The sequence below is a fragment of the Kribbella rubisoli genome (assembly GCF_004217145.1).
In the GTDB taxonomy this organism is placed as follows: Bacteria; Actinomycetota; Actinomycetes; order Propionibacteriales; family Kribbellaceae; genus Kribbella; species Kribbella rubisoli.
Genome location: NZ_SHKR01000015.1, coordinates 48306 through 71679 on the forward strand (window position 1 = coordinate 48306; position 23374 = coordinate 71679).

The 23374-nt window shown below is 68.2% G+C and carries 18 protein-coding genes; 11 read left to right on the forward strand and 7 right to left on the reverse strand.

The genetic code is table 11. The features are described from left to right. Positions 1–154 precede the first annotated feature (154 nt). From EV645_RS29795 to EV645_RS29815, 5 genes are read left to right on the forward strand one after another with little or no spacing between them, the layout of a single operon-like run. On the forward strand, positions 155–2350 hold the full coding sequence (locus EV645_RS29795) for a hybrid sensor histidine kinase/response regulator (protein ID WP_198681941.1): 2196 nt from the start codon (positions 155–157) through the stop codon (positions 2348–2350). After that, positions 2347–2733: a response regulator gene (locus EV645_RS29800; protein WP_130447381.1), complete on the forward strand. Its 387-nt coding sequence runs from the start codon at positions 2347–2349 to the stop codon at positions 2731–2733. Before EV645_RS29795 ends, EV645_RS29800 begins: the two co-directional genes overlap by 4 nt. Further along, positions 2730–3860: an adenylate/guanylate cyclase domain-containing response regulator gene (locus EV645_RS29805; RefSeq protein WP_130447382.1), complete on the forward strand. Its 1131-nt coding sequence runs from the start codon at positions 2730–2732 to the stop codon at positions 3858–3860. Before EV645_RS29800 ends, EV645_RS29805 begins: the two co-directional genes overlap by 4 nt. Then, the gene (locus EV645_RS29810; protein ID WP_130447383.1) at positions 3857–5446 is read left to right on the forward strand and encodes a peptide ligase PGM1-related protein; all 1590 of its coding nucleotides are present in this window, start codon (positions 3857–3859) and stop codon (positions 5444–5446) included. The genes EV645_RS29805 and EV645_RS29810 overlap by 4 nt, the downstream gene beginning before the upstream one ends. A 9-nt stretch (positions 5447–5455) precedes the next feature. Further along, positions 5456–6094, forward strand: a complete 639-nt coding sequence (locus EV645_RS29815) for a histone deacetylase (protein WP_130447384.1) — start codon at positions 5456–5458, stop codon at positions 6092–6094. On the opposite strand, the gene EV645_RS29820 is transcribed toward EV645_RS29815, so the two are convergent. Further along, positions 6062–8149: a M6 family metalloprotease domain-containing protein gene (locus EV645_RS29820; protein WP_242000751.1), complete on the reverse strand. Its 2088-nt coding sequence runs from the start codon at positions 8147–8149 to the stop codon at positions 6062–6064. The genes EV645_RS29815 and EV645_RS29820 overlap by 33 nt on opposite strands. A 152-nt stretch (positions 8150–8301) precedes the next feature. Here EV645_RS29820 and EV645_RS29825 point away from each other — a divergent pair, with 152 nt between their 5' ends. The 3 genes from EV645_RS29825 (at position 8302) to EV645_RS29835 (ending at position 12130) form a co-directional block, all read left to right on the forward strand. Further along, entirely contained in the window at positions 8302–9660 is a 1359-nt protein-coding gene (locus EV645_RS29825) for an NAD-dependent succinate-semialdehyde dehydrogenase (protein WP_130447386.1), read from the forward strand. Positions 9661–9743: 83 nt separating this feature from the next. Continuing rightward, the gene (locus EV645_RS29830) at positions 9744–11195 is read left to right on the forward strand and encodes a tol-pal system YbgF family protein (RefSeq protein WP_130447387.1); all 1452 of its coding nucleotides are present in this window, start codon (positions 9744–9746) and stop codon (positions 11193–11195) included. Between the two features lie 38 nt (positions 11196–11233). After that, entirely contained in the window at positions 11234–12130 is an 897-nt protein-coding gene (locus EV645_RS29835; protein WP_130447388.1) for a hypothetical protein, read from the forward strand. Here the strand turns inward: EV645_RS29835 and EV645_RS29840 are convergent. Next, positions 12070–12441, reverse strand: coding sequence for an excalibur calcium-binding domain-containing protein (locus EV645_RS29840; protein ID WP_242000752.1), 372 nt, complete (start codon positions 12439–12441; stop codon positions 12070–12072). The genes EV645_RS29835 and EV645_RS29840 overlap by 61 nt on opposite strands. A gap of 273 nt (positions 12442–12714) precedes the next feature. On the opposite strand from EV645_RS29840, the gene EV645_RS29845 reads away from it, so the two are divergent. After that, the gene (locus EV645_RS29845) at positions 12715–13233 is read left to right on the forward strand and encodes a PaaI family thioesterase (RefSeq protein WP_130447389.1); all 519 of its coding nucleotides are present in this window, start codon (positions 12715–12717) and stop codon (positions 13231–13233) included. A gap of 232 nt (positions 13234–13465) precedes the next feature. Here EV645_RS29845 and EV645_RS29850 read toward each other — a convergent pair whose 3' ends face one another. The 4 genes from EV645_RS29850 to EV645_RS29865 all read right to left on the reverse strand — a co-directional run bounded on the left by EV645_RS29850 (position 13466) and on the right by EV645_RS29865 (position 20366). Next, complete coding sequence (locus EV645_RS29850; RefSeq protein ID WP_130447390.1) at positions 13466–14731, reverse strand: aspartate aminotransferase type Ic; 1266 nt, start codon at positions 14729–14731, stop codon at positions 13466–13468. Between the two features lie 62 nt (positions 14732–14793). Then, complete coding sequence (locus EV645_RS29855) at positions 14794–17187, reverse strand: WD40/YVTN/BNR-like repeat-containing protein (RefSeq protein WP_130447391.1); 2394 nt, start codon at positions 17185–17187, stop codon at positions 14794–14796. Positions 17188–17254: 67 nt separating this feature from the next. After that, positions 17255–19663: a transglycosylase domain-containing protein gene (locus EV645_RS29860; RefSeq protein ID WP_130447392.1), complete on the reverse strand. Its 2409-nt coding sequence runs from the start codon at positions 19661–19663 to the stop codon at positions 17255–17257. A gap of 97 nt (positions 19664–19760) precedes the next feature. Next, a complete protein-coding gene (locus EV645_RS29865) occupies positions 19761–20366 on the reverse strand; it encodes a TetR/AcrR family transcriptional regulator C-terminal domain-containing protein (protein WP_130447393.1) in 606 nt (201 codons plus the stop codon). 58 nt (positions 20367–20424) lie between these two features. Here EV645_RS29865 and EV645_RS29870 point away from each other — a divergent pair, with 58 nt between their 5' ends. Then, a complete protein-coding gene (locus EV645_RS29870) occupies positions 20425–21369 on the forward strand; it encodes a quinone oxidoreductase family protein (RefSeq protein ID WP_130447394.1) in 945 nt (314 codons plus the stop codon). Here the strand turns inward: EV645_RS29870 and EV645_RS29875 are convergent. Next, positions 21366–22403: a zinc-binding dehydrogenase gene (locus EV645_RS29875; RefSeq protein ID WP_130447395.1), complete on the reverse strand. Its 1038-nt coding sequence runs from the start codon at positions 22401–22403 to the stop codon at positions 21366–21368. The genes EV645_RS29870 and EV645_RS29875 overlap by 4 nt on opposite strands. A gap of 101 nt (positions 22404–22504) precedes the next feature. On the opposite strand from EV645_RS29875, the gene EV645_RS29880 reads away from it, so the two are divergent. After that, positions 22505–23371, forward strand: coding sequence for a helix-turn-helix transcriptional regulator (locus EV645_RS29880; RefSeq protein ID WP_130447396.1), 867 nt, complete (start codon positions 22505–22507; stop codon positions 23369–23371). The last annotated feature ends 3 nt before the right edge of the window (positions 23372–23374 follow it).

Below are 23374 nucleotides of genomic sequence, written 5' to 3' on the forward strand. Positions count from 1 at the left end.
AGGCACCCTAATCTGAACGTTTAAACGATGGAAGATGAACTCTGCCCCGATTGCTCACGGCGACGATCGGCGGGAGACTGGACTAGCGCGGCCTGGGGGATTGGGGGAGGCTGCGATGGGCGGGCGGGCGCTGTTCGGCGCCAGGGAAACCAGGATGGAACAGCTTCAGGCGGAGCTGACGGCGCTGCGCGAACAGTTCGCAGCGGCCAACGAGGTCCTGTCCGCGGTCGGCCGCTCGGCCGGCGATCCGGATGCCGTCCTGACGACGATCGTCGAGAGCGCCTGCCGCCTGTGCCGCTCCCAGGCCGCGCAGCTGTATCTGCTCGAGAGCGGGCGCTACCGGCTGATCAAGGCGGTCGGTATGTCGGCCGAGGCGATCCGGTACCTGGAGGAACACCTCATCGCGGTCGATCGCGGCTCGCTGGTCGGGCGGGTCGGTCTCGATCGCACGACCCAGCAGATCGCGGACGTCCTCGCGGACCCCGATTACAGCCGTCAGGAGCTGCAGCAGATCGCCGGTTTCCGGACCACGATGGGTGCGCCGATGCTCATCGACGACGAGGTTGTCGGAGCACTCGCGGTCTGGCGCAACGAGGTCAATCCGTTCGGGCAGGGTGAGCAGGACCTCGTCACCGCGTTCGCCGGCCAGGCCGCGATGGCGGTGAACAGCGTGAAACTGGTGCAGCAGCTCGAGGCGCGCGGCGCCGAGCTGGCCCGCCGGCTCGGTGAGCTGGAGGCGCTGCGCGAGGTCGGCGAGGCGGTGAACTCGAGTCTCGACGTCTCCAACGTGCTCTCGACCGTCGCCAAGCATGCCGTCCGGATCTCGGCGACCGACGGCGGCTCGATCATGGAGTACGACGAGGACCAGCAGTGCTTCCTGGTCCGCAGCGTGTACCGGACCGACCCGAGCGTGATCGAACAGCTGCGCACGACCCGGATCCATCTCGACGAGACGCTGGTCGGTCGCGCCGCCAAACTCGGCCGGCCGCTGGCGATCGCCGATCTCGGCGAGGTCGAGCTTGATCCGCACCTGGCCGTCCTGTACGACGCCGGCTGGCGATCGCTCGTCGCCGTACCGCTGTTGCGGGAGGGCCAGATCGTCGGGTCACTCGTCGTACGACGCAAACGGCCCGGCGAGTTCTCGGCCGAGACCCTCGCGCTGCTGGAGATGTTCGCCTATCAGTCGACCCTCGCACTGCTCAACGCTCAGCTGTATCGCGAGCTCAAGCAGCAGAGTGCGGAGCTGGAGGTGGCGAGCAGGCACAAGTCCGAGTTCCTGGCGAGCATGTCGCACGAGCTGCGTACGCCGCTGAACGCCGTACTGGGATTCTCCGAGGTCCTGCTGGAGCGGATGTTCGGGGACCTGAACGAGCGGCAGGAGGAGTACCTGCGCGACATCCACGGCTCCGGCCAGCACCTGCTCGAACTGCTGAACGAGATTCTCGACCTGTCGAAGGTCGAGGCCGGGCGGATGGAGCTGGAGTACACGACGTTCCCATTGCGGCGGCTGCTCGACAACACCGTGGCGATGCTGCGGGAGCGGGCCATCGCCCACGGCCTGGACCTGCGGGTCGAGGTCGGACCCGGCATCGACCAGGTGTACGTCGATGAGCTCCGGCTGAAGCAGGTGGTACTGAACCTGATGACGAACGCGGTCAAGTTCACCGACGACGGCGGTTCGGTCGTCGTGCGGGCGACGCGGTCCGGCGCCGAGGTCCACATCACCGTGACCGACACCGGCCGCGGCATCCCCGCGGAGGACCGGGAGCGGATCTTCGAGTCGTTCCAGCAGGGCGGCCGCGGTCCGTCCCGGGAGGAGGGCACCGGGCTCGGGCTGACGCTGTCGCGGCGGATCGTCGAACTGTTCGGCGGGCGGATGTGGCTGGAGAGCGAGGTCGGTGTCGGCAGCACCTTCGGATTCTCCTTGCGCAGCAGGGAGAACGAGGTCCGCGCCGACCCGGCCCGGGCGGTCACGGACATCGTGGTGATCGAGGACGACAGAGCGTCGCTCGAGCTGATCACCGCATACCTGTCCGGCCCGGCGGTACGGGTGACCGTCGCGGGCGACGGTCAGTCCGGGCTCGACGCAGTACGACGGGTTCGACCGGCCGCCGTGCTGCTGGACATCCGGCTGCCCGGGATCGACGGGTGGGCGGTACTACAGGCGCTGAAGGCCGAGGAGGCGACCCGAGCCATCCCGATCATCATCGTCTCGATCGTCGACGAACGGGCTCGTGGCGCGGCCTTCGGCGCGGCCGCCTACCTGGTCAAACCGGTCAGCCGGGACGTGTTGCCGCAGGCCTTGCGGGCGGTGGGAGCGCTCGCCCATGACGAGGGGGAGAATCGATGAATCCAGGCCGGATCCTGGTGGTGGAGGACAATCCGAAGAACCTCAAGCTGGTCCGGGACGTACTCCGGTTCTCCGGCTACGAGGTGATCGAGGCGACGTCGGGTGAGGACGGGGTTCGGCTGGCCGCGTCCGAGCATCCCGACCTGATCCTGATGGACCTGCAGCTGCCCGGTATCGACGGTGCCGAGGCCCTGCGCCGGATCCGGGCCGGCGAGCGCGAGCACGCCGTACCTGTGGTGGCGGTGACGGCGTTCGCGATGGACAACGACCGGCATGACGCGTTCGCATCGGGCTTCACCGGGTACGTCGAGAAGCCGATCAGCATTCGCCGGCTGCCGCAGCAGGTACGCGACTTTCTCCAGCTCGGCGGTGCGACGACATGACTGCTGACGGGACCAGGGTTCTGGTCGTCGACGACCAGCCGCCGAACGTGCGGTTGCTGGAGGCGATCCTCAGCCCGCGGGGGTACGACGTAGTGACGGCGTCCTCGGGTGAGCAGGCGCTGGAGCTGATCGGCGCCGAGGAGATCGATCTCGTCCTGCTGGACATCCTGATGCCGGGGATCGACGGCTACGAGGTCTGCCGGCGCATCCGCGACCAGGTGGACACGGCGTACCTGCCGGTGGTGATGGTGACGGCCAGCGGTGACGAGCAGAAGGTGAAGGCGCTCGAGGCCGGAGCCGACGACTTCCTCACCAAGCCGATCAACCAGAGCGAACTGCTGGCCAGGGTCGCGTCGCTCGCGCGGATCAAGCGCTACCAGGACACGATCAAACGGCAGGCCGCCGAGCTGGCCGGGTGGAACCAGGAACTGGAGTCGAGGGTCGAGCATCAGGTCTCGCAACTACAGCGGATGGGCCGGCTGCGGCGCTTCCTCAGCCCGCAACTCGCCGAGCTGATCGTCGACTCCGGCGACGAGTCGTTCCTGGCCAGTCACCGGCGCGAGATCGTCGTGGTGTTCTGTGATCTGCGCGGCTTCACCACGTTCGCGGAGGCCAGCGAGCCCGAGGAAGTGATGGGCGTGCTGGAGGAGTACCACCACGCGCTCGGCGACCTGATCTTCCGGTTCGAGGGGACGCTGGAGCGGTTCGCGGGCGACGGCCTGATGGTGTTCTTCAACGATCCGGTCCGGTGCGAGGACGCTCCGCTGCGCGCGTTGCGGATGAGCGTCGCGATGCGCACCAGGGTCCGTGGACTGGCCGAGGCCTGGAGCCGGCGTGGACACGATCTCTCCCTGGGCATCGGCGCCGCGCAGGGGTACGCGACGCTGGGCACGATCGGTTTCGACGGACGGCTCGACTACGCGGCGATCGGCAGCGTGACCAACCTCGCGGCGCGGTTGTGTGCGGACGCCGAGCCCTGGCAGATCCTCGCGACGGAACGAGTCTTCAGCGCCGCCGGCGACGGGGTCCTGGGTGAGGACGCCGGGCTCCGGGAGGTTCGCGGCTTCAGCCGGACCGTGCACGCGTACAGCATCCGCGGGCTCGACAACTCGAGGATCGCGTCATGAGCGGCGATCTGTGGGCGGGGCCCGAACAGAACGAGCCCGTACTGTCGGCGTTGACCGAGGGGGAGCGGTACGAGCGGTTCGACCTGTTGCAAGGGCGGATGGCCGGGGTGTGGGACGCGATGCGGCGGAACTACGACGACGAGACCGTGATCGTCATACCGTCGCTCACGTTAGACAAGACGACGTCGGAGTCCGGGACATTGATGCAGGCGTACGAGGAGCGGTTTCTGTTCTTGTTGATTCTGTTGCGGGAGCCGCGGTTGCGGATGGTGTATGTGACCTCGCTTCCGATCGCGCCCGAGATTATCGAGTACTACTTGTCGTTGCTGCCCGGGGTGATTCCGAGTCATGCGCGGGCTCGGCTGTCGCTGGTCTCGGTTGATGATGCGTCGCCGGTGTCGCTCAGCGAGAAGCTGCTGGCCCGGCCGCGGCTGCTGCAGCGGATCGCCGACCTGATCCCGAACCGGATGCGGTCGCATCTGATTCCGTACAACACGACCGAACTCGAGCGCGATGTCGCGATCAGTCTCGGCATCCCGATGTACGCCGCCGATCCGCGGCTCGCGCCGTTGGGGTCGAAGTCGGGGTGCAGGCGGATGTTCGCGGAGGTCGGCGTACCGCATCCGCTGGGTCAGGAGGACCTGCGGAGTATGGACGAGCTCGCCGACGCACTGCTGACGATGCGAGCCGAACGGCCGGCGATGGACAGCGTGATCGTGAAGCTGAATGAAGGCGTGTCCGGTGAGGGCAATGCGGTGGTTCGGCTGAAGGGACTGCCGACGCCCGGCGCGCCGGGGGAGCGCGACGAGGTGCTGCAGCGACTCCGCGAGATGGAACTGGAGTCCCTGACGACGTCGTTCGACGTGTACATCGCGAAGTTCGCGGAGAACGGCGGCATCGTCGAGGAGCGGATCGTCGGCGACGAGTTGCGTAGTCCCAGTGTTCAGCTGCGGGTCGTCCCCGGTGGGAAGGTCGAGTTGCTGTCGACCCACGATCAGTTGCTCGGCGGCGCGAGCGGGCAGAGCTATCTGGGCTGCGTGTTCCCCGCGGCCCCGGAGTACGCACGGATGATCACCGATCATGCGGCGACGATCGGGCAGCGGCTGGCGGACGAGGGTGCGCTCGGGCGGTTCGCGGTCGACTTCGTCGTGGTGCGCGGTGCGGACGGCGGCTGGACGGCGTACGCGATCGAACTGAACCTGCGCAAGGGCGGTACGACGCATCCGTTCCTCACGCTGCAGTTCCTCACCGACGGGCGGTACGACCCGCGGACGGCGATGTTCCTGACGCCGAGCGGACATGAGAAACACCTGGTCGCGACGGATCACCTCGAGTCGGAGCTGCTGACCGGGCTCGGGCCGGCGGACCTGTTCGACATCGTCGCGCGCAACGGGCTGCACTTCGACCAGTCGCGGCAGGTGGGGATCGTCTTCCACATGATCAGCTGCCTGACCGAGTGCGGCCGGCTCGGACTGACCGCGGTAGGGGACAGCCCGGCGGAGGCGGATCGCCGGTACCGTGATGCCTCCCGCATCGTGCTCGCCGAGGCCGAGAAGGCTTTCGCCGAGCGCCCGCTCCCACTCTGAAGGGCCTATATGCAGCGAGTTTGGTACGTCGCCTACGGATCCAACCTCGCCCTCGCCCGATTCCGCTGCTACCTCTCTGGCGGCCGCCCCGAAGGCGGAGCACGCGTGTATCCGGGCTGCCGGGACCACACCGACCCGGAGGAGATCGCCGGCGTCGAGGTCCCCGGCGGCCTCGTCTTCTCCGGTACGTCGAAGGTGTGGGGCGGCGGCTCCGCCTTCTACGACGCGAGCGCTGACGGGATCGTCGCCGGTCGCGCCTACCTCCTGACACCCGGCCAGCTCGGCGACGTCGCGGCGCAGGAGATGCGCCGCGAGCCGGGCGGCGAGTTCGCCGTGGACCTCGCCGGCCTGTTGCCCGTGGTCGACTCACTGCACACGATGGGCCCGGGCCGCTACGAAACAGTGGCCCGCCTGGGCGAGCGGGACGGCGTACCGATGTTCACCGTCACGCACGGAACCGTCACCGATCTCGAGCCGTCCGCGCCGACAGCGTCGTACCTGCGCTGGATAGCTACCGGCCTGGTCGAAGCACACGGCTGGGGGATCGATCGCGTGGTCGAGTACCTGCATGCGGCGCCGGGCGTTCAGTTGGGTTGGACGCCCGGCGCGTTGCGGTCAGTGCTTGATGGCGATGCAGGTCGCGGTTGAGGTCTTGGTGGGGTCGCTTTCGGAGGTGGCGGTGAGGGTGATCTTGCCGATCGGGCCGGTGCCGGGCTTGGTGTAGACGGGGACGGTGACCTGCTGGCCGGCGTTGGCGGTTGCGAGGGCGTTGGGCAGGGCGATCGACCAGCCGTTGGCCTTGGCGGACAGACGGTAGACGTCGCCCTTCAGGTACTGCGTGATGTCCTCCGGCCCGGACGTCGTACCGGCCTTGCCGGTGTTCGTGAGGCTGAAGTTGCACGTCTGTACGCCGCTGCGGTCCGGCTTCGCGACCGTGGGCAGGACGCGTACGCCGCGCTTCTGCGCGCCCGAGCCGTCGAGCGAGCGGACCGCGACCGTGTACGACAGCACGCCCTTGCGGTCCCGGTGGATGTTGGTGATGTAGAAGTGCAGCCGGTTCGCGGCGTCGGTGTACTCGTACTCGCTGCCGGAGTTCGTGCCCGCGTGGAAGAGCGCGTCCGACAGTTGGCGGTAGTCGCCGATCGTGATCGGGACCTTGGTGCCGTCGGGCAGGACGTAGTCGGTCAGGTTGATGTCCTGCGGGTTCGCGTCGACGACCCACTCGAACGGCGCCCGGTCCTGGTTCTTCGTCTTCGCCAGCAGTACGCCGGAATCGGGCGTGAACGAATCCGTGCCCATCCGATCGACGACCTCGACCGTGTAGTTCTGGTACCCGCGACCGTCGCACAACGGGTCCGTCGCAGCGTCGCACGGCGCGTCGAGATCACCGGGGCCGCCGAGCTCGATGTTGATACCGGACAGGTCCTTCGCGCCCGGGTTCACGCTGCGCGCGGTGACGTTCGCGATCACGACCCCTGACGACGCGAGGGTTTCGCGGGAGAGTCTGAGCACGTTCTGCTCATCGACCATCTGCAGCTTGATCTTGTTGCGCAGCATGTGTTGCGCGCCCATCGAGGCGCCGCCGGTCGCGGGGATCATCCACCGGCTGTGTGGACCGCCCGGGCCGTTGAAGCTGCCTCGGGACAGCATCTCCCAGATGCCGGTGTACGCGCGTCTCGGTGGTACGCCGTACGGGTTGTTGTAGTTGTCGCCGATCCCGAGGATGTGGCTGAACTCGTGCGCGAAGACCGCCATCCCCGAGCTCTCGGCCTGCGTCGACGAGCCGCCGCCGGCGTTCGGCCAGATCGACGAGCCGGCGGCCCACGACGTCCAGTCGACGTACCGGGTGTCGGACCAGTTCGGCAGTGCCGGGTCCGGCGGACCGAAGTCGTCGGTGACGTCCTCCTTGGTCGGGAACTTCATCATCCCGAACTCCTGCCAGGTGGACGATTCGTCCTGCCCGGCGCTGAGGAAGAACACGAAGTCATAGCCGGCCGGTACTTCGGGACCCTGGTCGGCGACCCACGCGGCCTTGCCGTCTGTCCGGATGTCGCGTTCGCAGTTGTCGCCGGCCGGGCATTCCGCGGGGCTCTGGAACTCCATGCCGTACTCGTGCGACTTACCGGGCATCCGGTACGGGCCGAACGCGGTGAGGTCGACGCCGTACCGGCCGCCGGAGTCCTCCATCCAGTACTCGTGCAGCGTGTGCCCGTGGTTCAGCGGCTCGGGCTTGTTCAGGAAGTCGTGGTAGAACGACGCGACCTGATCCGGCGGTACGCCGTTCGCCGCCGCGCTCGGGTTGCCGAACACGGTCGACCCCTTGGGCTTGGTGATGACGAAGTCCTGGTTCGGGTAGTCGAGCAGTACGAGCGCCCCCTTGAAGGTCCGCTGCGATCCCTTCACCGCGGGGTCGGCCCAGTTCGTCCCCGGCGGTTTGGTGTAGTCGTCCCACGTCATGTGGTCCGGGTTCTCCCAGTTCTGCGGGTCGATCGGACCCGGCAGACCGTTGGACACGGTCCTCGCGACACGCTGATCCTGCCCCGACTCCTGCCACGGCTGCTTCTGCGGCCAGTGCGGGTACTGCCAGGCGTTCACGGGGTCAGGAGGATCGCTCGGTGCGGCGAGCGCCATCGAAGGCACCGAGACAGCGGCAAGCACTGCGACCAGCCGCAGGACACGACGAAGTTTCCGTTGCTCAGACACGGGCGGGCATCCGATCGACGAAGGGCGGGACATCGAACAAGTCATGAGCATGCCTGGCGAGAGGCCTGACCACAACAGCTCGGATCACTGTATACAGTATGGTGACCGTGGTGATCATGGTGAGCGGTGTCCCGGCTTTGGATGGAGGAGCGATGTACTCAGTCACCGACCCGGCAAGTGGGCAGCTGGTGGAGGAAGTGGCCAACTCGACCGAGGAGGAGGTGCGGGTCGCGATCGGGCGGGTGTACGACGCGTACCCGGACTGGCGACGTCGATCCGTACCGGAGCGGGCCGCGATCGTGGCGCGGGCGGCCGAGGGATTCGAGGAGCGGGCGGACGAGCTGGCGCAGATCATGACGCTGGAGATGGGCAAGCGGATCAACGAGGGCCGGGGCGAGGTCGGCATCGTCGTCGATATCTTCCGGTACTACGCGGAGCACGGGCCGGCCTTGCTCGCGGACGAGCCGATCGACATCAAGGGCGGGAACGCCGTCATCACGAAGGGCCCGATCGGCGCGCTGCTCGGGATCATGCCGTGGAACTTCCCGTGCTACCAGGTGGCCCGCTTCGTCGCGCCGAACCTCGTGCTCGGTAACACGATCTTGCTCAAGCACGCCTCGATCTGCCCGCGGTCGGCGCGCGCGATCGAGGAGATCCTGCACGCGGCCGGCGTACCGGAAGACGTCTACGTGAACACGTTCGCGTCGAGCCGGCAGATCCCCGGGATCCTCGCCGACGCACGGATCGCGGGCGTCTCGCTGACCGGTAGCGAGCAGGCCGGGATCTCGGTCGCGGCCGAGGCCGGCAAGAACCTCAAGAAGACCGTGCTGGAACTCGGCGGCTCCGACCCGCTGGTCATCCTCGACACCGACGACATGGACGAGACCGTCAACTCCACGGCGACCGCGCGGATGCGGAACTGCGGCCAGTCGTGCAACGCGCCGAAGCGGATGATCGTCCTCGCCGACATCTACGACGAGTACGTCGACCGCCTGACCAAACGGGTCGCGGAGTACTACGTGCCGGGCGACCCGTCGGACCCGTCGACCAAGCTCCCGCCGCTCGCCTCGACTGCGGCCGCCGACGAGGTTGCCGCGCAGGTTTCCAAGGCGATCGAGCAAGGCGCGACTCTCCGCGCCGGCGGCCGCCGCATCACGCCAGGCGCGTACCTCGAAGCGACCGTCCTCACCGACGTCACCCCGGAGATGGACGCGTACTACGAGGAGATCTTCGGCCCGGTCGTGATCGTCTTCAAGGCCTCCGACGAGGACGACGCGGTCCGGCTCGCCAACGACACGCCGTTCGGTCTCGGCGCCTCGGTCTGGGGCACGGACGCCGACCGCAATCGCCGTGTAGCCAACCAGATCGACGCCGGCATGGTCTACCTCAATCGTGCGGGCGGCTCCCAGGCCGACCTCCCGTTCGGCGGTATCAAACGCTCCGGCCTCGGCCGCGAGCTCGGCCCGGCCGGCATCGAGGAATTCATGAACAAGAAGTCGATCCGGCTCTGATGTCAGGAACCGGTCATCGAGGTGCGGCGGCCCGCGGCCCCGGTCACACTGGGGGTGACGCCCCGTGACCGAGAGCGATGCATATGAGCTACCAGCAGTTTCCGCCCCCGCAAGGTACGCCGTACCCGGGACCGCCGCCGAAGCAGCTCAGACCGCACGACCCGCTAGCCGTTGCCCTAGGCAACGCTTCGTTCCTCGGGCTCGGTTATTTTCTGATCCGCCGCCGGCTCTTCGGCATCCTCGGTCTCGTCGGTACGGCGATCCTCGTCGTCCTGCTGTGCACTCAACGGAAGACCGGCTACGAGTTCGCCCTGCTCGGGTGGGGCGTGCTCCAGATCGTCCACGGCTGGTTCCTGGCCCGTAGCCAACGTCTGCAGGCGGCCAGTCGCACCAAGCGGCTGGTCGCCCTCGGCGTCACCCTCGTGGTGCTCGGTGGCGTCGCCTTCGGCCGGTACGACGCGCAGCGGATCGACAAGCAGGCGGTCGCGGAGCGTGCGGCCGGCGACTGCGGCGGCGTGCGGGCGGCGCAGGCGAAGTACAACCTGGGGCACCGGATCGGCGACGCGCCGCGGACCGTCCGCGTCGAGGGCGATGTCGCGGCATGCGATCGGATCGACGCCGCCGCGGACGTGCTGCAGAGCGCCACGACGCTGATCGACGTACCCAGGATGAAGGCGGGCTTCGACCAGCTGTCGGCCGTTGCCGCTGACCCGAACCAGCAGCAGACCGTGGGCAGGGCGGTCGACCAATTCGTGGGCAGGTTCCCGCTGAAGGACTCGTGCGCGAGTCTCGAGGTGACCGAGTGGCTGCGGACCCGGAAGCCGGTCGGCAACGTCCTCGACCGGCCGAACGCGCTCGTCCCGAAGATCGAGCCGAACGCGCTGCTCGGCTGCGCCGACGCACAGGCGGCCAAAGCCGACTGGGCCGGCGCGCGCAGCACGTACCAGCTGCTGGTGACCCGCTACCCGCACGCGAAGCAGGCGGTCCGGGCGCGTGCCGGCGTACAGAACGCGAACTACCAGATCCTGCAGGCAAAGATCCGGGCGGAGCTGGCGCGGGTGCGCGGTCTCGTTTCGTCCGGCGGTTACTGCTCGACGCCCGCGAAGTACAGCCCCGCACCGCGGGTTCGCGGCGGCGTCAACCGGGCGGTGTTCTCCGGCGCAAGCGAGTACACGAGCAAGCTGCCGTCACAGTGGAAGGGGACCACGGCCGACAACGCGGCCCTGGTCGTCTGCGCGGGGGAGGAGACGCAAGGGTCGGCCGTGCGCACCTGCCGGTACACGCCCTTCATCGGCTCGAGTGGGACCGACACCTGGGTGACGTTCTACAAGATCCAGGTTCCGGTCCGCGTGTACGAGCTGCGCACCGGCCGCCTGATCCGGACCGGCAACGTGCAGATCAGCGGGTCGGTCTGTCCCGCGACGATCTCGTACACGACGTACAACGGCATCGGTTTCCCCGACACGGAGCAGGACGTGAAGCCGACCGCCGCCACGATCCGGTCCGCGTTCCAACCCCTCGTCGTCAGGCCGTGAACCGCGCATACTGCGAGTGAGCGAGGGGGGAACCGCTGATGACAGTGCCTGGTGAATACTCCATCAAGACCTACCGCTACCTGCGGATGGCGATGGTGGCGATGATCGTCCTGCTCGGCGCTGCGGTGGTGATCGAGTGGTCCAAGACCGATCCGAGCTGCCTGCAGACGTCGATCAGCGCGTACTACTACACGCCGGTGCGGGCGATCTTCGTCGGCGCGCTGATCACGATCGGCGTCTGCATGGTGGTGTTGAAGGGCAACACCGAGCCCGAGGACATCCTGCTCAACGTGGCCGGCATTCTGGCGCCGGCGGTCGCGCTGGTGCCGACGCCGGGACAGGGCACGTGCCACTCGGTGCCGGTGGCGCTCGGTGACGCAGCCGCGAATGTTGCGAACAACATGCTCGCGTTGTTCATCGTCGGCGTACCGTGCCTCATCCTGACCGCGGTCTTCATCGTCCGGGACCGGATCGAGAACCCGGGTCGCTGGACGCCGATGTACCTGCTCGGGCTGGGCGTCGCGGTGCTGATCTTCGGCGGCGGGCTGGTGTGGTTCTTCGCCGACCGGTCCGGGTTCATCGGGCACGCGCACTACGCGGCAGCGATCGTGATGTTCGTCTGCATCGTCGCGGTGGTGCTGCTGAACGCGGAGCAGTTCCGGCGCAAGCAACGCAAGCACGCCGTACCGCATTCGCCGGCCAACAGGTACTCCGTGATCGCGATCGCGATGGTGGTCGTGCCGCTGCTGATGGTGCTGTGGAAGAAGCTCTTCGGCTGGGACCACGCCGTGCTGTGGATCGAGGGCACGCTGATCGTGCTGTTCGCGGCCTTCTGGATCAGCCAGACGCAGGAGCTGTGGAGCGACGGTATCCGTCAGGAATTGCCGCGCCCGCAGGCCACCCCGTCGCCGTCGGGATCGAGTGCCCGCGAGTAGCCCGGTTCACCGCGGCGGAGCGGTGCCTTGCCGGCGGCGCGGACCTCGGCGCAACTCCGGTACGTCGGCGTCCGTACCGCCGCGCGGGCCGGTTTCGCGGTGTGCTCGATCGGGGCATGCGTGACCGGCGCGGTCGGCCCGAGGCTGGGCACCGTGTTGTCCGAGTCGGTGCTGCTGAACGGGTTCAGCAGCACTAGTGCCATCAGCGCCGTCGGTACGACGACCATGATCGCCGTCGTGATCCGGCGTGGTCCGCCGTACCGCCCGATCGGCCCGCGAACGGCCCGGCCGTACTCGTCGACCCAGAACACCCAGCGATCCGGTGCCTTCGGCCAGGACTTGGGTGGCTGCCACCTCCGTGGTGGTCGCCAATCCGGCGTCGGTGGGTCAGGCCACTCAGGTGGTGTATTGAACTGCCGCACTTTCCATTCCTCCCCGGAGGGCAGCCTAACCACCACGCCGGGAGAAGAAACACCCCCATCTCACCGAATGCCCTTTGTCTTATGCGTTTGCCGTCGTCGTGCCCCCTGGATGGGAGCTAGGTCTCGTTGACAGACTCAGATGGGTGGTGTGAGGCTCGATCCATGACGGAGACTCAGCAGGCTCAGGCGGCGCGGAGCCGGACCTTCACGTGGACGGATCCGGCCGAGACGGCCGCGCGGGTCGGCAGCTCGTCGGGGCTGGAGATGCTCCAGGCGATGCGCGACGGGCTGATCCCGGCGCCGCCGATCCTGCAGCTGGTCGGCGCGACCGGATTCGAGCCCGAGGAGGGCAAGGTCACCGTGTACATGCCGGCGGCCGAGTTCCACTACAACCCGCTCGGCTCGGTGCACGGCGGCGTCATCGCGACGCTGCTCGACACCGCCGCCGGCTGCACCGTCCACTCGACCCTGCCGGCCGGCGTCGGCTACACCTCGCTCGACCTGATGACCCGCTTCATCAAGCCCGTCACGGTCGACTCCGGCGTCCTCCGCTGCGAGGGCGCGATCATCAGCCGCGGCCGTCGTACGGCGGTCGCCGAGTCCCACCTGTACGACGAACGCGGCAAACTCCTCGCCCACGCAACGTCGACCTGCCTCATCTTCGACCTCCCCCAGGCCTGACCCCCACCCGCGTTTCATGGGTTATCCCCTGGCGTTGCCCGTTCTCCCCTGGTCTGAACGGGGGAGAAGGGGCAAGCCAGGGGGATAACCCATCGCGCGGGCAGGCGCGGGGCAGGGCACCGGCGGGGCAGGGGCGGGGCCGTGCAGGGGCCGGGCACCGGCGGGGCACCGGCGGGGCACCGGCGGGGCAAGGGCGTGGCCGGGCAGGGGCAGGGGCAGGGGCGGGGCGGGGTCAGCTGGCCTGGTCGGCGAGGAGCTTCTCGCCGGCGACCAGGCGGACGCAGGTGGCGAGGCCGGTGATGGCCGCCTCGACCTCGGGGAGCTCGGGGTACGTCGGGGCGATGCGGATGATCTGGTCCGTCGGGTCGTCGCCGTACGGGTGGGTGGCGCCGGCCGGGGTGATGGCGATACCGGCGGCCTTCGCCTTCGCGACAACCTCCTTGGCGCAGCCCTCCGGCACCTCCAGGCTGATGAAATAGCCGCCGGCCGGAGCGTTCCACGACGCGAGTCCGGTGCCGCCGAGCTCGGCGGTGAGGATCTTGTCGACGGCGTCGAACTTCGGCCGGATCAGCTCGGCCAGCGTCCGCATGTGCTCGCGCAGCCCGTCGGCGTTGCGCAGGAACTGCACGTGCCGGAGCTGGTTGATCTTGTCCGGCCCGATGCTCCGCTTGATCGTGTGGCTCAGCCACCACTCGATGTTCGCCGGCGACGACCCGAAGAACGCGACGCCGGCCCCGGCGAACGTGATCTTCGAGCTCGACCCGAACACGAACGCCCGGTCCGGGTGGCCGTTCTCCGCACACAGCGCGAGCACGTCGGCGAGCTTCGCGGGGGAGTCGGTCAGGTGATGTACGGCGTACGCGTTGTCCCAGAAGATCCGGAAGTCCGGCGCAGCGGTCTCCATCGCGGCGAGCCGTCGGACGGTCTCGTCGGAGTACACGGTGCCGTCCGGGTTGCTGTACTTCGGCACGCACCAGATGCCCTTGATCGCGGCATCCTCCGCGACGAGCCGCTCGACGACATCCATGTCCGGGCCCTCGGGCGTCATCGGAACCGGGATCATCTTGATCCCGTACCGCTCACAGATCCCGAAGTGCCGGTCGTACCCCGGCACCGGGCACAGGAACGCGAGCCCCTCGACGTCGGCCCACCGCTGCTCGGCTCCCGGCACCTTCCCGAGCAGAGCGAACACAACTGCGTCGTGCATCAGCTCCAGGCTCGAGTTCCCCGCGGCCATGAGCTGACCCACCGGCACCTGTAGATCCTCGGCAAAGATCGCCCGCACCTCCGGCAGCCCGTGCAGGCCGCCGTAGTTCCGCAGATCGGTCCCGTCCGCGGCCACCGGCTCACCACTCAGCCCCAACACGCCATTAGCCGCATCCAGCTGCTTCGGCGACGGCTTCCCCCGCGTCAGATCAAGCTTGAGCCCCTTGGCCACCAGCGCCTCGTAGTCCTGCCGCGCCTGCTCAACCTGACCAGCCAACTCATCGACACTCACGGGGGGAGTCCTTTCACAAGCCCTAGGTAATAACCCCAGCCTAGTGATCCCTGTCGCGCCCCTTACTTCGGGATGTCCATCTCTTGGGCGTAGTACCCACCGCCAGCCGGCGGCACATCGAACCCGACTGCCAGCAATTTGCCCTGGTTGACCACCCCGGACACCAGTCCCTGCCGGCCGCGGCCCTTTGCCCGCTCACCCGGCACCGGCACGGCCTTCCAGGTCCGCCCATCCCGGCTGAACCACGCCGCCGCCTCGGTGTCGTCGTCCGTGCCGGTGTTGCCGAGCGCGACGAGCCCGTCGGAGACCGGGACCAGCTCCGCGGCGAACGCCTTTGTCGGCGCAGCGATCTGGTTCGTCCACCTCAGGCCGCCGTCCTTTGACGTCCAGGTCACCCAGCCGCCGTCACTGTCGTCGTCCTGACGCTGGTAGTCACCGAAGGCGATCAGGGTGTTCCCGAGCCGCCCGAGCCCGAAGACGTTCGCCGAGTGCACACCCTTCGCAAGGGGCAGGTTCACCACCGTCTTCCAGTCACTGCCGTTCGGCGACAACCAGACCGCCGGGGTGCCGTCGCCACGATCGCCACCGGCGACGAATCGCGATCCGACCGCGAGCACCGTCGTCATCCCGGCCTCGCCGGTGCCCACGGTCCGCAGGTTCTGTCCGGCCGTACGGCGCGTCTCGTCGTCCGACGCGGCCTTGGCCGGCAGCACCTTGCCGCCCACTCCCTCGATCCACGCCTTCCCGTCCTTCGAGTACGCCGACCACGCGTCGACATGCCCGGTACCGTCCTGACGCTGTCCGACGACGACCCATCCCGACGGACCGAGGGCGACCGCCGCCGCGCTCGGACCGCCGTACGGAGATCGTGCCCCGACGCCCAGGACCGGCGAGTCTGCGTCGGTCCATTGCCCGTTCGAACCCCTGATCCACACTGCGGCCCGGCGGCCGATCGGCAGGTTCCTCTCACCCACGGCGACCACACGTCCGTCCGCGGTGGCGGCGGCGTTCAGCACCGAGGTGGAGATGGCGTCCTTCCGCCCGGGCAGGGTGGTCGCCTGCCATGTCGACCCGGTGCGTGTCCACCCGGTCGGAGCGCCCGAGACGTCGCCCACGGCGACCAGCTCGTTGCCCGCGCGGAGGATGTTCCTGACATACGAGGAAGGTCTGCCACCGGACAGCTCGGCAGGCAGCGCGATCGACGACACCCGCGCCTCGGCGTACCGCCAGACAGCCGGCTCGGTCGAGCCGGTGCGGTCGTTCGATCCGACCATTACGACGTCATTGCCGATGGCAACCGAATCGGCCAGCAATTGGGTCCCGCGGCCTCGCTGGCTGTCGGTGTCCGTGCCGTCGGCGAGCTGAGCCCAGGTAGGGCCGACGGCGACCGTGGTATCGACCGTGGTGGAGGTGACCTGAGTGGTGGCGACCCAGTCCTTGCCGGCTTTGACGAGAGTTCCCGGGATGTCTTGGAACGCCGTCCCGAGCATCCACGGCGTCGCAGCGACGTGCCACGAGGCGCCGCTGGGGCCGCCTTCGACCACGACCGCGTCCCACGAGTTGTTCTCCTCGTCGAACCCGGTGCCCTGGACAAGCGCCACGAACTTCCCGTCGCCGACCGCGAGGGCGTTGTTGTAGACGCTGTAGTCCGTGGCGATCTCACCGCGGACGGCCGCGGTCCGGAAGTGCCGACCGCCGTCGGTGGAGTACCAGTACTGCAGACGGTCGGTCTGCTTGCCTCCGGGGGTGGACAGGTTGCCGGCGATGACCACGGTCTTGCCGGCGGCAACGATCTGATCGCCGGCGACCTCGCCTGGAACGGTCTGCTTCAGACCGATCGCCGGGCCTTCGGTACGCCGCCAGGTCACGCCGTCGGTGGACTGCCAGTAGACAAGGTGATTGCCGCCGACCGTGCTGCCGCCGACGATTGCGAACCCGGTTGCGGTTGCCGCGATCGCTCTCAGATAGTCCGTCTTCCGGAGCGTCTTGGGATCGACCGTCAGCCGCTGCCAGGTCGTCCCGTCGGAGCTGTGCCACAGGACGGTGCTAGGGCCGTCGCCGATGGCAACGAATCCGGCTGGACCGCCGGCGATGTCCGTCGCACCCTCGAAGGTCTGTGACCGCTCGAGCGAATCCTTGTCCAGCTGGCGCCGGGTCCAGGTCCGGCCGGCGTCGTCGCTGCTGATGAACAAGGCGCGACTGACGTTGGCCGACTCGTCGAACCCGACTGCGACGATCCGCCCGCCGCGGGCGGCGACTGCTTGCAACGCCTGCTCGGTCCGGTCGCCCACCGGATGAGCCTTCTCAGCCGCCTGTGGCGTTGTCGGCTCGTTGAAGTCGATCGGCTTGGCGACCGGGCGGTCGGCGGTGATCTGGCCTGAGCCGGCTGACGACGTACAGCCGGCCAGGCCGATCAGCAGACAGGTGGTGATGACGCGGAGCCCCAGACGCTTCATGCCCGGGAGTTTACGGAGAGTCAGGAGCTCCGTGGGGCGCCGAGATCAAACCTGTGGACAACTGTGGTCAGCCGCCGCGGCGGGGGTGGCATTTGGGGTCCCAGGGCATGCAGGTGGGGATGTTGGGTGGGGGTTTGATGGTGGGCGGGATGACCGGTGGAATGACGGGTGGTGTGACCGGCGGCTGGGCCTTGCTGCCGTTGGAGATGATGAGGGTGACGGTGGAGCCTGCGGGTGCGCCGTCCTCCTGGCGGGGGGTGGTCCAGGCGACGGTGCCGGCGGGGGCGTCGGAGTCGACGCGGTCGCCGTGGGACATCACGACCTTGAAGCCCATCGACAGCAGCTTGGCGCCGGCCTCCGCAGGGGTCATGCCCTTCAGGTAGGGCAGGTCCTTCACGTTGCCGCGGATGATCTTGTCGTCGGCCTTGACGAACTTGGTGGTCGGGATGCCTTGCAATGCGCCCTGCATCGCGGTCTCCCAGACCGGCCCGGCGGTCCCCGAACCGGACGCGTTCCCGATCTTCTTGCCGTTGAGCGTCAGCCCGGCCAGGTCCTCGTACTTCGGATCGGCGTCCGCCACCACCGCCGCGGCGGCGAACTTGGTGGAATAGCCGGCGAACCAGACGGCGAAGTTGTTCTGGATCGTACCGGTCTTGCCGGCCAGGTCGTTCTTACCGAAGTTCAGCTTCGCACCCGTTCCGCCGCTCTGCATCACCTGGTGCAGAACGTAGTTGACGCCGTCCGCGACGCCAGGCGAGAGCACCCGGTGGCAGTTCGGGCCGGGCGTCGGGATCGACTTCTGCGTCTTGATCGAGGTGATCGAGGTGACGATCTGCGGACTGCAGTACATCCCTCGGGCCGCGAAGGTCGCGTAGGCGTTGGCCAGCATCAGCGGCGTGATGCTACCGACCGAACCGAGGGTGAACGACGGCACCTGGACGAGCGGCTTCATCGTCTGCGCGTCGTACATCCCGAGCTTGCTCGCGATCGTGGCGATCGGGCACAGACCGATCTGCTGCGACAGCTGGAGGAAGTAGGTGTTGGTGGAGGCGCGGGCCGCGTCGACCATCGACGGGTCGGCGATCGTCTTCGTCGAGTTCTTCGGGTTGTACGAATCGACCGAGATCGGGCCGCTGCAGGTGCTGAACTCTTTGCCGCCCAGGCTGATGACCTGCGGTGAGTTGATCCGGTACGTCGTCGGCACGCCCTTGCCGATCGCGGCCGCGATCGTGAAGGCCTTCATCGTCGACCCGTTCTGGAATCCGCCGAAGCCGCCGGGGTAGGACTTCTCGACGTTGTAGTTGTACGCCGTCTGCCCCTTCTTGCCGCCGTACTGACGACTCTGCGCCATCGCCTTCACCAGGCCCGTACCGGGCTCCACCATGGTGATCGCGGCGACGGCCTGGTCGCCGGCCTTGGAGTGCGCGTTGATCGAGGTTTGCGCGGCCGCCTGGATCCGCTGGTCGAGCGAGGTCTTGATCACCAGACCGGCGGTCTCGATGTAGTTCTCCTTCTCCTCGTCCGTCTTGCCGAACGCCGCGTTCTCCTTGAGCTTCGCCACGACGTACTCACAGAAGAACGGGTACTTCGAGTTCGCGCATCCGCTCGGTGCGATCCGGACCTTCGCGGGATCGATCACCGGCGTCTTGATCGCCTCGGCCGCCTCCTTGGCGGTGATGATGTTCAGCTCCTGCATCCGGCGCAGTACGACGTCGCGACGCGCCTTGGCCCGGGCCGGCTGGTCGATCGGGTCGTAGCCGGTCGGGTTCTTCACCAGGCCGGCCAGCATCGCGGCCTGCGGCAGGTTGAGCTTGGCGGCGTGGACGCCGAAGTAGTGCATGGACGCGGCCTCGACGCCGTACGAGCGGTCGCCGAAGAAGGCCAGGTTCAGGTAGCCGTTGAGGATCTGGCTCTTGGTCATTTCCTTCTCGACGGCGATGGCGTAGCGCAGTTCGGCGATCTTGCGCTCGTACGTCTCGGCGGTGGCCTCCTTGACCTCCTCCGGCGTGCGGGCCTTGTTGATCAGGTTCAGCTTCACGAACTGCTGGGTGATGCTCGAACCGCCCTGCTGGACCCCGCCCGACGACTGGTTGCGCAGCATGGCGCGCAGTGTGCCCTTGGCGTCGATCGCGCCGTGCTCGTAGAACCGGTCGTCCTCGATCGCGACGATCGCCTTGAGCATGACCGGGCTGATCTGCTTCAGCGTCACCGGCGTGCGGTTCTGCTGGTACAGCGTCGCGATCGTCTTGCCGTCCGCGTCCTGGATGATCGTCTTCTCGGCCAGCGGAGCGGTCTTCAGGTCCTGGGGCAGGTACTGCACGGTGTCGTGGGCGGTGGCCGTCGTCACGCCGACCAGACCGGCGAAGGGGAGGGCCAGTCCGGCGAACAGTGCTCCGGCGAGAACACTGACCAGCAGGAACACGAACACCGACATCACGACGTTGGGCCGCTTGGCCCGCCGTTCGCCTCTGTGCATGGTTGGGCAGATTACGTCAGGTGGAGGACCTCCGGCACACTTCCCGTTACGGAATTTACACATTTGCCCAGCGATCTCACCAACAGTGATCGTGCCATCACTGCCGGGCGATCACCGAGGCCCCTTCGACGACCACTTCGAGGCAGTCGCGGAACAGGTCGTCGACGGTCCGCCCAGGCGTGACGTACTCCGTGATCGCGCGCATCGAGACCGGGTACGCCGCGGTGTACTGCTCGAGGTCGAAATCGGCCGTGTCCGGCGGGGGTGACTGCTCCTCCAGGGCGTGACCGACCGTGAAACGCTCGACGGTCAGCACGATGATGCGAGCGTCGCGGAGCGGGATGCCGCGGTCGGCCAGCGTGCTCATCGCGAGCTCGGACCAGGCAGCCGTCTGCCGGGAGAGTTGCGCCATCGACACCACGCGGGCTCCGTCAGGGTGCGCGAGCAGGGCGGCCCGCAGTTGGAGGGCGAAGTCGGTCAGCCACTCCTGCCACGCCTGATCCGGAGCGGGCGGCTGGGGGTCCGGGACGATCGCCTCGGCGATCGCGGTCACCAGGGCGGCCTTGTTGGGCAGGTGCCAGTACAGCGTCGGCGCCTGCACGCCCAGGCGGGCGGCCAGCTTCCGCAGGGTGACCCCGTCGAGTCCTTCGGCGTCGAGCAGCGCGACCGCCTCGTCGACGATCTTGGTCCGGTCGAGGCTCACACAACGGATTCTAACAGTGTTAGAGTGACTCTAACGGTGTTAGAGAGAGGGGTGGGTCATGAAGGCTGCTGTGCTGCACGAGGTGGGCGGCGTGCCGCGGTTCGAGGAGTTCCCGGACCCGGTGCCGGCCGAGGGCGAGGTGGTGATCGAGGTGCTCGCGGCCGCGGTCGAGAACGTCGACAAGGCGGTTGCCGCCGGCAAGCATTACGCGAGCGGGAAGTACCTGGCCACGATGCCGATGATCCCGGTCTTCGACGGGATCGGGCGGCTGCCGGACGGGACGGTGGTCGGTTTCGGCAACGTGCGTTCGCCGTACGGCGCGCTCGCGGAGAAGACCGTCGTACCGGAAGGGGCGTACGCGCCGATCCCCGACGGGATCGATCCGGCGGTCGCGACCGTGATGGCGTCGGCGATCACCGCCCTGACGATGAAAACCGCGGCCGGCCTGCAGCCGGGGGAGACGGTCCTGGTCCAAGGCGCGACGGGTGTCGCCGGGCGGTTGGCGATCCAGGTCGCCCGTCTGCTCGGCGCCGGCCGGATCGTCGCAACCGGCCGCGACGACACCCAACTCGCCGAACTGCGGGCCGATGCCACGATCAACACAGCTGTCTCCGATGAGGCGTTGCAGAAGGCTTTTGACGAGGCCGGCGCATACGACGTCGTCATCGACTTCCTGTGGGGCCGCCCGACCGAGATCCTGCTGCGTGCGCTCACGCCCGACACGTTCGCGTTCGGTACGCCGACCCGCATCGTGCAGGTCGGCGAGGTCGCCGGCTCCGATCTCGTCGTACCTGCTGATGCGCTGCGGACCTCCGGCGTGGAGCTCTACGGCGCGGGGCGCAACCTGAGCCCGGAGTCGATGGGCGAGGCGTATCAGCAGGTCGTCGACTGGACCCGGGCCGGCGAGCTCACCTTCGCGATCGATCGCGTGCCGCTGAGCGAGATCGAGTCCGCGTGGCAGCGGGGCAGCTCGCGCGGCCGGCGGCTCGTCGTCCAGCCCTAGGGCTCGATCAGGACCTTGAGGGCCTCGCGGTCGTCCATCGCGCGGTAGCCGTCCGCGATACCGTCGAAGTCGACGGTCCGGTCGAATACCTTGCCAGGGGCAACGGTTCCGTCGAGGACGCCCTGCAGGAGCCGTTCGATGTACGCGCGGGCCGGGGCGGGACCGCCGGTCAGGGTGATGTTCGGCAGGAACAGCGTGCCGAATCCGATCGGCGCCTCGTCGTACTGCGGGACGCCGACGCGACTGATCACCCCGCCGGGGCGGACCACGCCGAGCGCCTGCTCGTATGCCGGGAAGTGGCCGACAGCCTCGAGCACCACATGGGTGCCGTCGCCGCCGGTGAGCTCGCGGACCTTCGCGATGCCTTCGTCACCGCGCTCTGCCACCACATCGGTCGCGCCGAACTCGACACCGAGGTCGGTGCGGTCCTTGTGCCGACCCATCAGGACGATCCGCTCGGCGCCGAACTGCCGCGCCGCGAGGACCGCCAGCAGCCCGACCGCCCCGTCGCCGATCACGGTGACAGTGGTCTTCGACGAGACGCCGCCCTTGAGCGCGGCGTGGTATCCGGTCCCGTAGACGTCGGACAGCGTCAGCAAGGAGGGAAGCAAGGCAGGGTCGTCGCCGTCGGGCACCTTGACCAGCGTGCCGTCTGCCAAGGGCACGCGGACGGCCTCGGCCTGCCCGCCGGCGACACCGTTCGCGTTCCAGAAACCGCCGTGGCGGCAGGATGTCTGCAGGTCTTCGCGGCAGAAGTCGCAGGTCCCGTCGGACCACGCGAACGGCGCGATGACGAAGTCGCCCTTCCGCAGCGTGGTCACATCCCGGCCGAGGTCCTCGACGACCCCCACGAACTCGTGGCCCATGGTCTTGCCGGCGGGCGTGACGGGCAGGTTGTGATACGGGTGCAGGTCGCTGCCGCAGATGCAGGACGCGACCACCCGCACGATCGCGTCAGTTGGTTGCTGGATCACCGGATCCGGTACGTCGATCACGCGGACGTCGCCGGCGCCGTACAGGTAAGTCGCTCTCATGGCTCCAGTGAAGGCGGCGACGCCCAGCCGTGGCAGTGCCTGTCGTTCCAGGTAATACCAGTGCCTCCCTCGTCGCCGCGACGGTCCGTACTGTTGACGGCATGGGCCACCGAGCCGAGATCAAGGAGTTCCTCAGCTCCAGGCGCGCCCGCCTGACACCTGAGCAGGCCGGCTTGCCCATGTACGGCGGGAACCGGCGCGTGAAGGGGCTGCGCCGCGAAGAGGTGGCGCTGCTGGCCGGCGTCTCGGTGGACTACTACGTGCGGATCGAGCGCGGGAATCTGGCCGGCGCGTCCGAGGGCGTTCTCGAGGCGCTCAGCCGGGCGCTGCAGCTGGACGACGCCGAGCGGGACCACCTGCACGCACTGGCTCGCGAGTCCGACGCCGCTCCGGCACGTCGACGTACGCCCGCGAAGGCACTTCGGCCGGCGCTCCAGCAGATCCTGGACTCGATCACCGACGTACCGGCATGGATCCGCAATGCCAACTTCGACATCGTCGCCGCGAACGGGCTGTCGCACGCCCTCTACGCGGCGATGTTCGCCGACCCGCACCGGCCGGCGAACACGGCCCGCTTCACGTTTCTCGACCCGGCCGCGCGGGATTTCTTCGTGGACTGGGAACGCGCGGCCGACGACCTAGCGGCGTCCTTGCGCTTGCAGGCAGGCAAGAACCCGCACGACAAGGCTCTGACCCAGCTCATCGGCGAGCTCTCCACCCGCAGCGAGACGTTCCGGACCCGATGGGCGGCGCACAACGTCCGCTTCCACCGCTCCGGCCGGAAGAAGCTGCACCACCCGGTCGTCGGCGACCTCGAGATCGACTTCGAGGCGATGGAGTTCCCGTCCGACCCCGGACTGACCATGGTCGTCTACACCGCCCCGGCCGGCTCGCCCACCGGCGACGCCTTCAAGCTCCTCGCCAGTTGGTCCGCCACCCAGCAAACAGTTGCCCAAGACAAGGAATAGTCC